The organism is Nonomuraea insulae (assembly GCF_042656245.1).
Genome location: NZ_JBHSPA010000068.1, coordinates 17,616 through 31,380 on the forward strand (window position 1 = coordinate 17,616; position 13,765 = coordinate 31,380).

At 68.8% G+C, this 13,765-nt stretch carries 12 protein-coding genes and 1 pseudogene; 8 read left to right on the top strand and 5 right to left on the bottom strand.

The window, feature by feature from the left end; genetic code table 11:
* The first annotated feature begins 42 nt into the window (after nucleotides 1-42).
* The 3 genes from ACFPZ3_RS48190 (at nucleotide 43) to ACFPZ3_RS48200 (ending at nucleotide 2,900) form a co-directional block, all read left to right on the top strand.
* Entirely contained in the window at nucleotides 43-1,233 is a 1,191-nt protein-coding gene (locus ACFPZ3_RS48190; RefSeq protein ID WP_379521143.1) for a MarP family serine protease, read from the top strand.
* A gap of 88 nt (nucleotides 1,234-1,321) precedes the next feature.
* Nucleotides 1,322-2,290: an aldo/keto reductase gene (locus tag ACFPZ3_RS48195; RefSeq protein WP_379521144.1), complete on the top strand. Its 969-nt coding sequence runs from the start codon at nucleotides 1,322-1,324 to the stop codon at nucleotides 2,288-2,290.
* A 4-nt stretch (nucleotides 2,291-2,294) separates the two neighbouring features.
* The gene (locus ACFPZ3_RS48200; RefSeq protein WP_379521145.1) at nucleotides 2,295-2,900 is read left to right on the top strand and encodes a TetR/AcrR family transcriptional regulator; all 606 of its coding nucleotides are present in this window, start codon (nucleotides 2,295-2,297) and stop codon (nucleotides 2,898-2,900) included.
* On the opposite strand, the gene ACFPZ3_RS48205 is transcribed toward ACFPZ3_RS48200, so the two are convergent.
* From ACFPZ3_RS48205 to acs, 4 genes are all read right to left on the bottom strand, one after another.
* Nucleotides 2,897-3,340 (bottom strand): DUF309 domain-containing protein, encoded by a 444-nt coding sequence (locus ACFPZ3_RS48205; protein WP_379521146.1) that lies wholly within the window; start codon nucleotides 3,338-3,340, stop codon nucleotides 2,897-2,899. The two genes, ACFPZ3_RS48200 and ACFPZ3_RS48205, sit on opposite strands and share 4 nt — an antisense overlap.
* Entirely contained in the window at nucleotides 3,337-4,257 is a 921-nt protein-coding gene (locus tag ACFPZ3_RS48210; RefSeq protein ID WP_379521147.1) for an alpha/beta fold hydrolase, read from the bottom strand. The genes ACFPZ3_RS48205 and ACFPZ3_RS48210 overlap by 4 nt, the downstream gene beginning before the upstream one ends.
* Nucleotides 4,247-4,669: a phage holin family protein gene (locus ACFPZ3_RS48215; RefSeq protein ID WP_379521148.1), complete on the bottom strand. Its 423-nt coding sequence runs from the start codon at nucleotides 4,667-4,669 to the stop codon at nucleotides 4,247-4,249. The genes ACFPZ3_RS48210 and ACFPZ3_RS48215 overlap by 11 nt, the downstream gene beginning before the upstream one ends.
* A 294-nt stretch (nucleotides 4,670-4,963) precedes the next feature.
* The gene (gene acs, locus ACFPZ3_RS48220; protein ID WP_379521149.1) at nucleotides 4,964-6,937 is read right to left on the bottom strand and encodes an acetate--CoA ligase; all 1,974 of its coding nucleotides are present in this window, start codon (nucleotides 6,935-6,937) and stop codon (nucleotides 4,964-4,966) included.
* 378 nt (nucleotides 6,938-7,315) lie between these two features.
* Between acs and ACFPZ3_RS48225 the strand changes: the two genes are divergently transcribed.
* Nucleotides 7,316-8,095, top strand: coding sequence for a Fic family protein (locus ACFPZ3_RS48225; RefSeq protein WP_379521150.1), 780 nt, complete (start codon nucleotides 7,316-7,318; stop codon nucleotides 8,093-8,095).
* A gap of 1,103 nt (nucleotides 8,096-9,198) precedes the next feature.
* Nucleotides 9,199-10,242, top strand: a complete 1,044-nt coding sequence (ssd, locus tag ACFPZ3_RS48230) for a septum site-determining protein Ssd (protein ID WP_379521151.1) — start codon at nucleotides 9,199-9,201, stop codon at nucleotides 10,240-10,242.
* A gap of 289 nt (nucleotides 10,243-10,531) precedes the next feature.
* Here ssd and ACFPZ3_RS48235 read toward each other — a convergent pair whose 3' ends face one another.
* Nucleotides 10,532-10,693, bottom strand: a complete 162-nt coding sequence (locus ACFPZ3_RS48235; protein ID WP_379521152.1) for a hypothetical protein — start codon at nucleotides 10,691-10,693, stop codon at nucleotides 10,532-10,534.
* A 46-nt stretch (nucleotides 10,694-10,739) separates the two neighbouring features.
* Between ACFPZ3_RS48235 and ACFPZ3_RS48240 the strand changes: the two genes are divergently transcribed.
* The 3 genes and pseudogenes from ACFPZ3_RS48240 to ACFPZ3_RS48250 form a co-directional block, all read left to right on the top strand.
* Nucleotides 10,740-11,930, top strand: coding sequence for a TadA family conjugal transfer-associated ATPase (locus ACFPZ3_RS48240; RefSeq protein WP_379521153.1), 1,191 nt, complete (start codon nucleotides 10,740-10,742; stop codon nucleotides 11,928-11,930).
* 405 nt (nucleotides 11,931-12,335) lie between these two features.
* The gene (locus ACFPZ3_RS48245; protein ID WP_379521154.1) at nucleotides 12,336-13,124 is read left to right on the top strand and encodes a type II secretion system F family protein; all 789 of its coding nucleotides are present in this window, start codon (nucleotides 12,336-12,338) and stop codon (nucleotides 13,122-13,124) included.
* Between the two features lie 98 nt (nucleotides 13,125-13,222).
* Nucleotides 13,223-13,765, top strand: a pseudogene (locus ACFPZ3_RS48250) (hypothetical protein); the annotation flags it as partial.

Consider the following 13,765-nt stretch of genomic DNA (forward strand, 5'->3'; position numbering starts at 1 on the left):
AAGACGTGCACACTTGACCGTATCGCTGGTTACCTTTGAGACGTGTACGGTGATCTGCTTGACCTCATCTTGATCGGCCTCGTGATCGCCTTCGGCATCTCGGGTTTCCGGCAGGGCTTCATCATCGGGGCGATGAGCTTCGTGGGGTTCGTGGGCGGTGCCGTGCTGGGCGTGTTCATCGCGCCCCCGATCTCCAAGTCCCTGGTCGACGGTGACACGCCGCAGGCGCTGCTGGCCATCGTCATCGTCTTCCTGGCCGCGACGATCGGGCAGTTCGCCTCCTCGACCCTGGGCGCCGTCGTGCGCAGCCACGTCACGTGGGAGCCGGCCAAGGTGGCCGACGCGATCGGCGGCACGTTCGCCAGCGCGTTGTCGGTCCTGGTGATCGCCTGGCTGATCGGCTCGCTGATCGTCTCCACGTCGTTCAGCCCGCTGGTCGACCAGGTCAAGAACTCCGCGCTGCTGACCACGGTCGACGACGCCATCCCGCAGACCGCGCGCAACTGGCAGCAGCCGTTCAAGAAGTTCATCGACCGTTCCGAGTTCCCGCCGGTCTTCGACGCCATCGGGGGCGGGCAGCTGATCGACGTACAGCCGCCCGACCAGAGCGTCCTGCAGGGCGCCAAGCTGGGGCGCGCCCGCCAGGCGATCGTCAAGGTCCAGGGCAACGCGGAGAGCTGCAACAAGCACATCGAGGGCACCGGCTTCGTCTACGCCCCCAACCGGATCATGACCAACGCCCACGTCGTCGCGGGTGTCACGCGTGATCTGCAGGTCATCGACTCCAAGGACGTCCGCCACACGGCCACGGTGGTGCGCTACAACCCCCGGCGCGACATCGCCGTCCTGTACGTCCCCGGCCTCGACCTGCCGGAGCTCAGCTTCGACGGCGACGGCGGCCGCGGCGACAACTCGATCATCGCCGGCTTCCCGAAGGACCAGGGGTTCACCGCCAAGCCGGCCAGGATCGGCGGCCAGCTCGACGCCGAGGGCCCCGACATCTACCGCGAGAACACGGTCAGGCGGAAGGTGTACGCGATCAGGGGCGAGGTGCTGCCGGGCAACTCCGGCGGGCCGCTGCTCACGGTGGACGGCCGGGTCTACGGCGTGATCTTCGCCGCGGCGATCAACGAGGAGCAGACCGGCTACGTGCTGACGGCCGAGGAGGTCGCCCCCGACGCCGCGGCGGGGCGCACCGACACCACGCCGGCCAGCACGCAGGAGTGCGACTAGGTCATCTGGAGCCCCAAGGGCTCTTTTGCCCACGCCCTGATGTGATAGCTTCTCACAATGTGATAGGCAATCACATGGAGGGTCAGGCATGAGGACACGCAGGCTCGGCAAGACCGACATCGAGATCAGCCCCATCGGCCTGGGATGCATGCAGTTCGCCGGCACGAGCAACATGACCCGGTGGATGGTCAGGCCCCTCGACCAGGAGATGGCCGTGCCCGTCGTGCGGGCGGCGCTCGACGGCGGCGTCACGTGGTTCGACACCGCCGAGATGTACGGCAACGGCACCTCAGAGGCGGTGCTGGCCGCCGCGCTGAAGTCGTGCGGCATCGCGCCGGGCGAGGTGGCGGTGGCCACCAAGTGGTCGCCGGTGGGGCGCACGGCCGCGAGCATCACCAGGACGATCGGCGACCGCCTGCGCCACCTCGGCGGCTTCCCCGTGGACCTGCACCAGATCCACTTCCCCTTCGGCTCGTTGTCGAGCATCCCGGCCCAGCTCCAGGCCATGGCGAGGCTGCTCAAAGCCGGCCGGATCCGCTCGGTCGGGGTGAGCAACTTCTCCGCCCGCCGGCTCGAACTCGCCCACCGGGTGCTCGCGGCCGAGGGCGTCACACTGGCCTCCAACCAGGTGCGCATCAGCCTGCTGCACCGGCACGTCGAGCGCGACGGCGTCCTGGACACCGCGCGCCGGCTGGGCGTCACGCTGATCGCGTACTCGCCGCTGGACGGCGGCCTGCTCACCGGGCGCTTCCACGACGACCCCGCGCTGACCCGATCCGCGCCGGTGATGCGCCGGGTCTTCGGCCGCCGCGAACTGAGCGCCCAGGGGCTCGCCCGCACCCAGCCGCTGATCGACGAGATGCGCTCGATCGGCCAGGCGTACGGCGTCTCCATCTCGCAGGTGGCGGTCAACTGGGTCATCACCCGCTACGGCGACACGGTCGTGGCCATTCCCGGCGCGTCCAAGCCCAGGCAGGCGGCGCAGGCGGCGGCCACGATGGAGTTCCAGCTCACCGAGGCCGAGATCGGCAGACTGAACGAGCTGTCGCTAGCCTGAGGCGGTGCCGAGAACCACCAAACGTGACCGATACCACCACGGCGACCTGCGTGCCGCGCTCATCGACACCGCGATGGAGCTGATCGCCGAGCAGGGCGTCCAGGGGTTCTCGCTGGCGGAGGCGAGCAGACGGCTCGGGGTCGCCGTCAGCGCCCCCTACCGGCACTTCGCCGACCGCGAGGAACTGCTGCTCGCGGTCGGGGTACGCGCGGGCGAGCTGCTGGTCGCCGCCGTGACGGCCGAGCGCGGCGGCGACTCGCCCGAGGAGCGGCTGGTGGCGGTCGCCAGGGGTTATGTGCGTTTCGCGGCCAAGCATCGCACGATGTTCGAGGCGGTGTTCGGCACGCGGACGCCGGTCGGCGAGCCGGAGTTCGAGCGGGCGGCCCAGCCGGTGAAGGAGGCCTTCCACGACGCCGGGATGGCCCTGTCGGGTGGTGACCCGGCGGTCGCGGAGGCGCTCGGGACGGCCGTGGCCGCCACCGCGCACGGGCACGCGGCGCTGCTCCACCTGGGCATGTTCGGCCAAGGGGAGGAGGCCGTGGACACGGCGGTGCGGCGCGCGGCGGCCGCCACGTTCGCGCTGATCGCGGGGCGCTCGGCGCTCGCCTAGTGGGGGAGTCTGTCCAGGATCAGGGTGACGGCCTCGACGGGGTCGCTGTCCTGGGTCAGGGCGGAGGCCGCCTTGCCGACGGGGTCGTACGCGCCCCCGTACGACTGCGCCTTGGCCGCCCCCCGGCTGAAGAGGGTCACCGCGCCGCGCCCGTTGCCGCGCTGCAGATGCGTCAGCCCGACGCAGATCTGCGCGAGCCCCTGCCACAACTCCCGCTCCTCCTCAGGAGCGCATTTCCAGCGTCCCTCGAACACCTCGTGCGCGTTGAACGGCAGGCCCTCGTCGAGGAAGCGGCGGCCGTCGGCCAGCGCCTGTTCGGTGGTGGGGGCGTAGTCGTCTGGGACCCTGGGCAGGCCGGGGGAGCCGTAGGGGAGCGGCCTGCCGTACGCGTCGCGCGGTCTGGCGTTGCGCGGCTTGCCCTCGGGGTCGCGATCTCTCATCGGTCGGGCTCCGGATCGTTCAGCCAGCCGAGCAACTCGGTGTCGAACACGTCGGGAATCTCCTCATGGGGGAAGTGGCCGGCTCCTTCGAGCAGCCGCCACCGGTAGGGTGCCGCGACGTAGCGGCTCGAACCCTGCGCCGTACGCGGCAGGACACTCGGGTCGAGCGCTCCGTGCAGGTGGAGTGTGGGGGCTTCGACCTCGGTACGCATGGCCCTGGCGTAACGACGGCCGTCGGGGCGGAGCTGGGAGCGGCCGAACCAGCGGTGATATTCGAGCGCGGAGTGGGCCACGGCCGGGATCCCGAACGCCTCGCGGTAGGTGCGCGACTCCGCGGGCTCCGGCCAGCCGGGCCGCGACCCCTCCTCCAGCAACCGGCCCACCAGCGCCGCGTCGTGACGGGTGAGCCGTCGCTCGGGCAGCAGCGGGAGCTGGAAGGCGATCGCCCGCCCGCTGGCCTTGAGCTGCCCGAAGGGGTCGGTCAACAGGGCGTTGCGCAGGCGCAGGGGGTGCGGGGCGGAGACGGCGACCAGCCGGTGCACACACTTGGGGTCGAGCACGGCCATCGTCCAGGCCAGCAGCCCGCCCCAGTCGTGCCCCACCACGATCGCCCCGGTCTCGCCCAGGGCCCTGATCAGCCCCGTGGCGTCGGCGGCCAGCGTCGGCAGGTCGTAGCCGCGCGGCGGCTTGTCGCTGCCGCCATAGCCGCGCAGATCCACCGCGACCGCCCGATATCCGGCCCCCGCGAGTGCGGGAAGCTGGTGCCGCCAGGTCCACCAGAACTGCGGGAACCCGTGCAGCAACAACACCAGCGGCCCCTCGCCCGCCTCGACGACGTGGAAGCGGGTGCCACCCGCGTGCACCGAGCGGTGCGTCCATGGGCCGGGGATCTGTACGACGGACTCGTCAGCTGCCATCTCGGCTCACCGGCTCGGGCAGCGCCTGCTCCTCGGGCGTGGCGATCTCCTTGAGTCCCTTGATCGACCTGGCCGTACGCTTCATCCCGGCCAGCCCCTTGAGCCTTCGGATCCCGATGAACACCAGCAGACCCGCGACCAGCAGGTAGAACACGGTCACGATGAGGAAGGCCGCCCAGTTCGGCAGCCACTGGGCCAGCACGAACGCGATCGTGAACGAGGCGAGGATCAGGCACAGGTGCGCCATGAAGGCGGCGGCGGCGAACAACCCGCCCGCCATGCCGACCCGCTTGGCGTCGAACCTGAACTCGGCCTTGGCCAGCTCGATCTCCGAGCGGATCAAGGACGAGATGTGACTGCTCGCCTGGGCGACCAGCGTGCCCAGGGATTCTTCCTCGGGAGTCTGCGGCATGAACGTCTCCTATCGAGGCCTGGTGGCCGTGTCAAACATCATCCAGCGCAATGTGACGCTTTGTGGACCCGTGCGTCGAGCGGCACCGCCGCCAGGCCCCGCCGGCGGAGCTCCTCCGACAGTCTCGCCAGGCCGGGCCGCACTGACAGCCAGGCGCCGCCGAACACGCCGAGGAACTTACCGAGCACGCGTCCCCGTCAACACTCCCAGAACTACCCGATCCCGGGGGGCGACCCGTAACAGCAGCCCGTACGTCCCGATCGATGGGGGCATACGGGCTGCTGTGTGCGGGGCCTAGTCCTCGGACTTAGCGGAGGGGAGCTTGTCCGAGATGAGGTTCATCACCGTGCTGTCGGCCAGCGTGGTGACGTCGCCGATGCTGCGGTTCTCGGCCACGTCGCGCAGGAGGCGGCGCATGATCTTGCCGGAACGGGTCTTGGGCAGCTCGGGCACCACCAGGATCTGGCGCGGCTTGGCGATCGGGCCGAGCGCCTTGGCCACGTGGTTGCGCAGGTCGGCGGCGATGTCGTCGCTCTCCTCCGCCGAGCCGCGCAGGATCACGAACGACACGATGGCCTGGCCGGTCACCGGGTCGGTCGCGCCCACCACGGCCGCCTCGGCCACCTTCGGGTGGCTGACCAGCGCGCTCTCCACCTCGGTGGTGGAGATGTTGTGGCCGGAGATCAGCATGACGTCGTCCACGCGGCCGAGCAGCCACAGGTCGCCGTCGTCGTCCTTCTTGGCGCCGTCGCCGGGGAAGTACATTCCCTCGAAGCGGCTCCAGTAGGTGTCGATGTAGCGCTCGTCGTCGCCCCAGATGGTGCGGAGCATGGCGGGCCACGGCTCGCGTACGACGAGGAAGCCGCCGCCTCCGTCGGGGACGCTCTTGCCCTGGTCGTCCACCACGTCGGCGACGATGCCCGGCAGCGGGCGCATGGCGGCGCCCGGCTTGCCCGAGGTCACGCCGGGCAGCGGGCTGATCATGATGGCGCCGGTCTCCGTCTGCCACCAGGTGTCCACGACGGGGCAGCGCTCGTGGCCGATGTGCTCGCGGTACCAGACGTACGCCTCGGGGTTGATCGGCTCGCCGACGGAGCCCAGGATGCGCAGGCTGGACATGTCGTACTTGGCGGGGATGTCATCGCCCCACTTCATGAACGTCCGGATCGCCGTGGGGGCCGTGTACAGGATCGTGATCTTGTACTTCTGGACGATCTCCCAGAACCGGCCGCGGTGCGGGGTGTCCGGGGTGCCCTCGTAGATGACGCTGGTGGCGCCGTTGGCGAGGGGGCCGTACACGATGTAGGAGTGGCCGGTCACCCAGCCGATGTCGGCCGTGCACCAGTAGATGTCGGTCTCGGGCTTGAGGTCGAAGACCGCGTTGTGCGTCCAGGCCGTCTGCGTCAGGTAGCCGCCGGTCGTGTGCAGGATGCCCTTGGGCTTGCCGGTGGTGCCGCTGGTGTACAGGATGTACAGCGGGTCCTCGGCGTCGTGGGGCTCGGGGGTGTGCTGGTCGCTCTGGCGCTCCACCACCTCGTGCCACCACACGTCCTTGCCGGTGGTGGCGACCTCCTGGCCGGTACGTCGTACGACCAGGACGTGCTCGACCTGCGGGCATTCGGCGACGGCCTCGTCCACGGTCGGCTTGAGCGCCGACGGCTTGCCCCTGCGGTAACCGCCGTCGGCGGTGATGACCACCCTGGCGTCGGCGTCGTCGATCCGGCTCTTCAGCGCGCTCGCCGAGAACCCGCCGAACACCACCGAGTGGACCGCCCCGATGCGGGCGCAGGCCAGCATCGCGATCGGCAGCTCGGGGATCATCGGCATGTAGATCGCGACCCGGTCGCCCTTGCTCACACCCAGCTCAAGCAGGGCGTTCGCGGCCTTGCTGACCTCGGTCTTCAGGTCGTTGTAGGTGAGGGTACGCGTGTCGCCCTCGGGCTCGCCCTCCCAGTGGTAGGCGACCTTGTCGCCGCGCCCTTCCTCGACGTGGCGGTCGACGCAGTTGTAGGCGACGTTCAGCTCGCCGCCCACGAACCACTTGGCGAAGGGGGCGTTCCACTCAAGGGTGGTCTCCCACCTCTTGGCCCAGGTCAGCCGCTCGGCCGCGCGCTCCCAAAAAGCGAGGCGGTCCGCGGCGGCCTCGTCATATGCGGCTTCGGTCACGTTCGCGGCCGCCGCCAGGTCAGCCGGCGGTGCGAACCGGCGATTCTCCTTCAGCAGGTTGGACAGCGCCTGGGGCTCGTTACCAGCGGTCTCCGGGGCCACCTCAGTGCTCCTTCTATGGCCAGATTGGACAGGTTCGTGTCCCACTTCACCAGCTCACGGCCTCCGTACACAAGAGGTCTAGACAGGTCTGTACCGAGGGCCGGGGCTTATCCGAGTGGATTGCAAATGCTATTGAAATGTTGTCTTCCTGAAATCAGGAGAATATGGGAGCGGGTTTTTGGGCCTCCACCGGGGGTGGGTTTCTCGGCGTACGGTTATCGTTTCGCGGTGTCGGTCGGGTGCCGCGGTCGCCCCACCGGCCATGACCAGTGACAGCGATCAGTCATCGCGTCTCGGCCGCCGCGCCGCTGGTTACGGAGCGCCACTCGGCTGCTCGCCCCTGAGGCCCGGTCGTACCCGCGGGTAAGGTCAGGTCTCGTGAGTGACCCCTTGGCCGTCATCGCCCAGTTCCCCGGTGTGCCGGAGGCGGTGGAGGAGGCCCGTCAGGCCGTGGACAGGCTCTACCGCCACCGCATCCTCCGACGGGCCAGTCCCGCCGTGTCCACGGAGTCGTCCCTGCGCGGCGCCCGTGCCTCGGCCGCGATCGAGGGCGTGGACGTACCCCTGGACGTCCTGCGCCGGGACGAGGCGCACGATCCGCTGGTCCAGGGAGCGCTGCGCGCGTCGGCGGAGATGGGCCGCATGGGCCCGACCTGGCGCAAGGCGCCCAGACAGGTGCTGGCGCGGCTGCACGCCGTCGCGGCCGCCGGCCTCACGCCGCAGGAGGACCTCGGCCGTCCCCGGGCCGTCGACGAGACCTCCGACCCGCTGGGCCTCGGCCCCGCACCGGTCGCCGCCGACGCCGCGACCCGCATGGACGGCCTGCTCGACCTCCTGGAAAGCCCCACGAAGGCGCCCGCGGTCGTGCTGGCCGCCGTGGTGCACGCGGAGCTGGCGGTGCTGCGCCCGTTCGGTACGGCGGACGGGATCATCGCGCGTTCCGCCGAGCGGCTGACACTGGTGGAATACGGGCTGGACCCGAAGTCGCTGGTGGCGGTGGAGGTGGGGCATCTGGAGCTGCCGTATGGGGACGCTCTGAAGGCGTACCTGGACGGGACTCCGGAGGGCGTGGCCACCTGGGTACAACACTGTGCCTCTGCGGTAACCCTCGGCGTCCGCGAGACGACCGCCATCTGCGAAGCCATGCAGAGAGGCTGACCACTGACCACTGACCACTGACCACTGACCACGGCCGTTAGGCATAGCTGACGGCGTCCCAGTCACGAGACGCCGTCTGCCGGTGCATCACACCGGGTTACCAAGCGTGCACCTGTTTCCGTCGGAGCGGGTCAAGCCCGTCACGACGCGCCTCCCGCGGCTGGTCGCGCGTGGGTGCCCGGCTGATGCACCCGGACAAGTGGTCCGTAACCCCTTTCTACGACGGATCCGCCCTGATGGGAACCCCTCGCGCCAAGACCTTTGCCCGTCCATGGTCCAACCCCGGGGACATAGGGGACGAGGCTCTCCGCTTGTTCGGTTATCAACCTGTGACGATCACTCTGAGTGATCTCCTTTATGTGATCGTTATGGGGTGGCGAAAAAACTTGGCGAAAATGCGAGATTGCTCCTCGACGAAACTCGAGTCGATCGGGCAGCATACGGAGGTATCGCCTGAATCTGGAGCGACCGCGCACGGGATAGGTTTGCAAGTCCCTTGCCAGGCTCCGGTCTAGTGATGAAAGCTTTCTTCTGAAACGGGACCGGCTCTACCCCCCCGGAGCCGGACCGATCAGGCGACCCCCGCTCTCCCCCCCGGCGGGGGTCGCCCCTTTTCCACCCCCGAACAACCTGTCCCCCCGCGCCTCGGACCCCTGCGTTCCGGCCCACCGCGTTCCGGCCCACCGCGCTTCCGCGCCGCCGGTCCCGCACTCACGGCACCTACCGCGCCGCCGGCATCGCGCCCACTGCGCCTGGACAGCCCCATGCGCTCCGTGTCGCACCCTCACCCGCGAGCACTCCAACTCCGCCATGCACGCGCCTGCCACGCACGCACCCGCCACCTGCATAGCGGCCCTCGGACCTGCACGCGGATGGCGGCCTCGCGCACGGCGGCGGCTCCGTGCATGTGCACGCGGTCGCGGATCGGCCGTGAATCACGGGAGCCCCAGCAGCGCTGTGAATCACGAAGGCCCGCCCGCGACCCCACTTATCCACAACCCCCCACCCCCACCACCCAACAATCCCCAGAACCCCGTTCGGTCCCTCTCCACCCCCGCCCCCTCCACCAAGGTTGACCTCCCAACCCCCGCAGGGAGGCCGACATGCACCGCCCCTTGGTCATCACCGAAGACCACGTCCTACTGGACGACCTGGTCCGCATAGCAGCCGCGGCCGGCGCACAACTGGACGTGGCCCACATCCCAGCCCACGCCCGCCCGTTCTGGAACCTCGCCCCACTCATAGTCATAGGCGCCGACCAAGCGGACGCCGTAGCAGCCACCTCACCCCCGCCCCGAGACCAGGTCCTACTCGTGACCCGGGAACCAGAAGACCCGGACACCTGGCGAAAATGCGTGGCGGTAGGGGCCCAATCCGTCGTGACCCTCCCCGGCGACGAACGCCACCTGGTGGACCGATTCGCGGACGCCATGGAGCCCGACCCCCGCTCAGGATCCGTGATCTGCGTGATCGGCGGCCGAGGCGGAGCGGGCGCGAGCGTACTGGCCGCCTGTCTGGCCCTGCGCGCCTCAGCCGACCACCTCCGTACGTTGCTCGTGGACGCAGACCCCCTGGGCGGAGGCATAGACGCACTGCTGGGTCACGAGGAGGCAGAGGGCTCCCGCTGGGGCGACCTGGTGGCCAGGGAGGGCCGGATCAATTCCAGCGCACTGCAGGCGGCGCTGCCCGCGTTCGGAGACCTGGCGGTCCTCTCCTTCCACAGAGGCGAGGTGGCCGCGATCCCGGCCCAGGCCATGCGCTCGGTCCTCGAAGCGGGCAGACGCGGCTTCGACCTCGTCATCGTGGACCTCCCCCGCCACCTGGACCCCGCCTCAATAGAGGCCCTGACCAGAGCGAGAACCACGTTGGCGGTGGCGACGGCAGACGTACGCGGCATCCTGTCAGCCGCCCAAGTCCTGTCCGAGGTACGCAAACACACCGCCGACATCCGCGCCATCCTCCGCCCCGGAGTCCTGGACGACGACACCGCCATGACCTCCCTGGGCATCCCCTCCGCCGGCAACCTCCCCGACCAGCCCAGACTCACCGCCACCCTCAACCGAGGCGAACTCCCCAGACTGGGCCCCCGCACAGTCCTCGGCGCCCTATGCACCTCCCTCCTAACAGACCTCCTCCCACAGCCATGACCCACCACCAGCCCGCTTCCCCCGCAGCTATGCCCCACGCCCACCAGCCCGCTTCTCCCACGGCCACGCCCCACGCCCACCAGCCTCCTTCCAACGCCGCGACCCAACACCAATCCCCTCCCAACGTGACCCACCATCGCCCACCCCCACACCGCACAACCTCCAATCCCAGCCCTCAACCCCACATGCCGCTACGCCAGCCTCAACACCCCCAAGCCCCAACCCACGAGCACTACGAAGGACACCAACCCCGACCCCGGCCACAAAGCCACGTGGCCACTTCCATCACTTACTCCGGCACCGCGTCCACGTCCCCAACCGCCGCGTCCCCAACCGCCGCCTTCAGGTCCCCAGCCGCGGCCTCCACGTCTCCGGCCTCCACCGCCTTCACGTCCCCGGCCGCCACCTCCACGTCTCCCGCCTCCACGTCCGCCTCCACCTCCGCAACCACCTACTTCGCCACCGTCTCCACCGCCTCCACCGCCTCCACGGCATCCATGGCGTCCACGGCCCCGGCCTCCGCTGCCTCCACCGCCGCCGTCTCGCCGGAACTCGTAGAAGCCGTCCGCATACGCCTGGCCCGAACGGGCGTAGAACCCACCGCAGCCCAGGTCGCCGTAGCTCTGAGAGCCGAGAAGTCCGTCTACGGAGACGCGGAGATCCTCGCCGTAGCCCGAGCCCTCTGCGCGGACTTGATCGGCGCAGGCCCCCTGGAACCACTCCTGGCCCGCCCCGACGTAACAGACGTCCTGGTCAACGGCCCACGCGAGGTATGGATCGACGACGGCACCGGCCTGCGCCGCACTCCGGTGACCTTCACGGACGACGGAGCCGTCCGAAGGCTGGCGCAACGCCTCGCAACAGCCGCGGGCAGACGCCTGGACGACGCCTCTCCGTACGTGGACGCCCGCCTCCCGGGCGGAGTCCGCCTCCACGCCGTACTCCCACCCGTAGCGTCAGGCGGCACCTGCGTCTCCTTGCGCTTGCCACCACGCCGCACCTTCACCCTGACGGACCTGGTCTCAGCAGGTACGATCGCGCCACCCGCGATCCCGGTGCTCACCGCCATGATCACCGCCAGACTCGCCTTCCTGGTGACGGGAGGCACCGGCACAGGCAAAACCACACTCCTGTCGGCCCTCCTCTCCCTGGCCGACCCAGGCGACCGTCTCCTCCTGGTAGAGGACTCAGCCGAACTCCGCCCACTCCACCCTCACGTGGTTCGACTGGAAACCCGCCCCGCCAACCTGGAGGGCGCAGGCGGAGTGGGCCTACGCGACCTGGTACGCCAAGCGCTCAGAATGCGCCCGGACCGCCTGGTGGTAGGGGAGGTGAGAGGAGCCGAAGTAGTAGACCTTCTGGCCGCCCTGAACACAGGCCACGAGGGCGGCTGCGGCACGCTCCACGCCAACACGGCGGCCGACGTACCACCCCGTCTGGAAGCTCTCGGGTGTGCAGCGGGCTTGAGCAGAGAAGCCGTACACAGCCAACTCGCCGCAGCCCTGGACGCGGTCATCCACCTGACCCGCAGCCGCCCAGACGGTCGCCGACGCATAGCCGAGATCTGCCTGCTCTCCAGAACCCGGACCGGCTACGTGGAGTCGATCCCAGCCCTCACCTTCGACGCAAGCGGCCACACCCAACCCGGCCCAGGCTACGCCGCCCTCTCCCACCGAACACACCCGTAAATCCACCAAACCACCAACACCAGCCCACCGGCGAAAAGTAACGAAACTACCCACACCAGCCCACCTGCGAAAACCAACAGAACCCTCGTACCAACCCGCCCGCAGCAGCAACGGGGGCTACCCCCACCAACACGCCCGCAGAAAGAAGCAGAGCCGTCCACACCAAACCACCCGTAGCGGCAACGGGACTATCCACACAACGCGCCCGTAGCGGCAACGGGGACTACCCGCACCAACACGCCCGCGAAAGCAACCGGGCCACCACCAGCGCACCCGAAAAGAGCAGCGAACCACCCAGGCCAGCCCACCAGCAAAGAGCGGCGAACCACCCAGACCAGCCCCACCTGCAAAGAACAAGGGGACCGACCTGCACCAGCAAGCAACGCCCCGAGTCGGCCACTCAACATGACAGCCAACCCTCCACACGAACTCTCCCTTCACCGAAAGGCCGAGGCACCGTTGCCGTCGACAAACACCAGCGCCCTAATAGCCATAGCCGCCGCGCTGTCCACAGCCTGTGCCATATGGCTGTGGACAGCCCCCGCCATCGCCACAACTCGCCTGAACAAGCTGTTGGCCACAGGCAAGCGGCCAAAGCCCCAACCACAATCCCTGTCCAAGCTCCTAATCCGCCCCACACCGGCCCACCGCGCCGAAATCTGGCGCCAAGCCTCAATCGAACTATGCCAATCCCTATCGGCCGAACTCTCCGCCGGCCGCACCCCCGGAGAGGCCCTCACCAGAGCCATAACAGCAATAGACCTCCCCGACCCCACGCTCCTCCGCCCGGTCATCGCAGCCGCACGAGACGGCGGCAACGTCTCCGCTGCCCTGCTTTCATCGGCCCCACCACAAGGAGGAGAGGGCATACGCCAATTAGCAGCATGCTGGGAGGTAGCCACCACAGCAGGCGCAGGCCTGGCCGCCTTGGTCGACCGTGTCGCACAAACCCAACGAACAGCCCAAGCCCACCGCCAAGACGTGGCAGCTCAACTAGCCGGCCCTCGTACGACGGCCAAAATGCTCGCCATACTCCCAGCCTTGGGCCTCCTCATGGCCGCCGCCCTGAACATGCACCCGCTGAACTTCCTGTTCGGCAGCCTCCCCGGCTTCATGTGCCTAATAGCCGGCATAACCCTCGACGCCTGCGGCCTCTGGTGGACCAACCGCATGGCCACCCAAACACAAGCCTGACCCGACCCCGAACGTCCCCACAACACCCCCTGAGCAGCCACACCCCCAGACAAGGCTGAACCGAACCGCCCACCGAACGACCTCGATCGGACTCTCCGATGCTGCAACTGCTCTCAGCCCTATGCGCCGGCCTATCCACCTGGCTATGGCTCTCCCCAAGAACACCCGCAGAACGGCTGATTCAACTGCGCCAAGCCAACATTCCTCCTCCGTCTCCAATCTCTCCCCACCCCAAAAGCACTCATCAGGGTCTCGGTATCAACCCCGCCCAATTCTTAAACGAAACCCCACGCCACCCACCCTGGCTGGACCCCGCCAACCAACACCCACACCGACTCACCCGCAAAACAGCACTCACCGCCACTGGAACGGGCCTAATCATTGGGTTCCTGATCGGCGGCAGTACGGGAATGATCGCAAGCCTCGTCATAACACCGGCAGTAGCCCTGTTCTTGCACAAGAAAGAACCCCAGCCAACCCACCACGACCGCCGTCGAATAGCCACCGACCTGCCCTTCGCAGCCGATTTGATGACCGCCTGTCTACGAGCAGGACGCCCAGTGAGCGCCGCGACTGAAATCACCGCCGGCGCAATCGGCGGCCCTGAGATGCCCGCCTTCTTCCGGACACGAACCCAAGTA

What these genes read in the sequence shown, in the direction of transcription:
- ACFPZ3_RS48195 (WP_379521144.1), top strand. Translation starts at nt 1,322, where the DNA reads ATGAGGACACGCAGGCTCGGCAAGACCGACATCGAGATCAGCCCCATC.
- ACFPZ3_RS48215 (WP_379521148.1), bottom strand. Translation starts at nt 4,669, where the DNA reads ATGCCGCAGACTCCCGAGGAAGAATCCCTGGGCACGCTGGTCGCCCAG.
- ssd (WP_379521151.1), top strand. Translation starts at nt 9,199, where the DNA reads ATGCACCGCCCCTTGGTCATCACCGAAGACCACGTCCTACTGGACGAC.
- ACFPZ3_RS48240 (WP_379521153.1), top strand. Translation starts at nt 10,740, where the DNA reads ATGGCGTCCACGGCCCCGGCCTCCGCTGCCTCCACCGCCGCCGTCTCG.
- ACFPZ3_RS48205 (WP_379521146.1), bottom strand. Translation starts at nt 3,340, where the DNA reads ATGAGAGATCGCGACCCCGAGGGCAAGCCGCGCAACGCCAGACCGCGC.
- ACFPZ3_RS48245 (WP_379521154.1), top strand. Translation starts at nt 12,336, where the DNA reads ATGACAGCCAACCCTCCACACGAACTCTCCCTTCACCGAAAGGCCGAG.
- ACFPZ3_RS48210 (WP_379521147.1), bottom strand. Translation starts at nt 4,257, where the DNA reads ATGGCAGCTGACGAGTCCGTCGTACAGATCCCCGGCCCATGGACGCAC.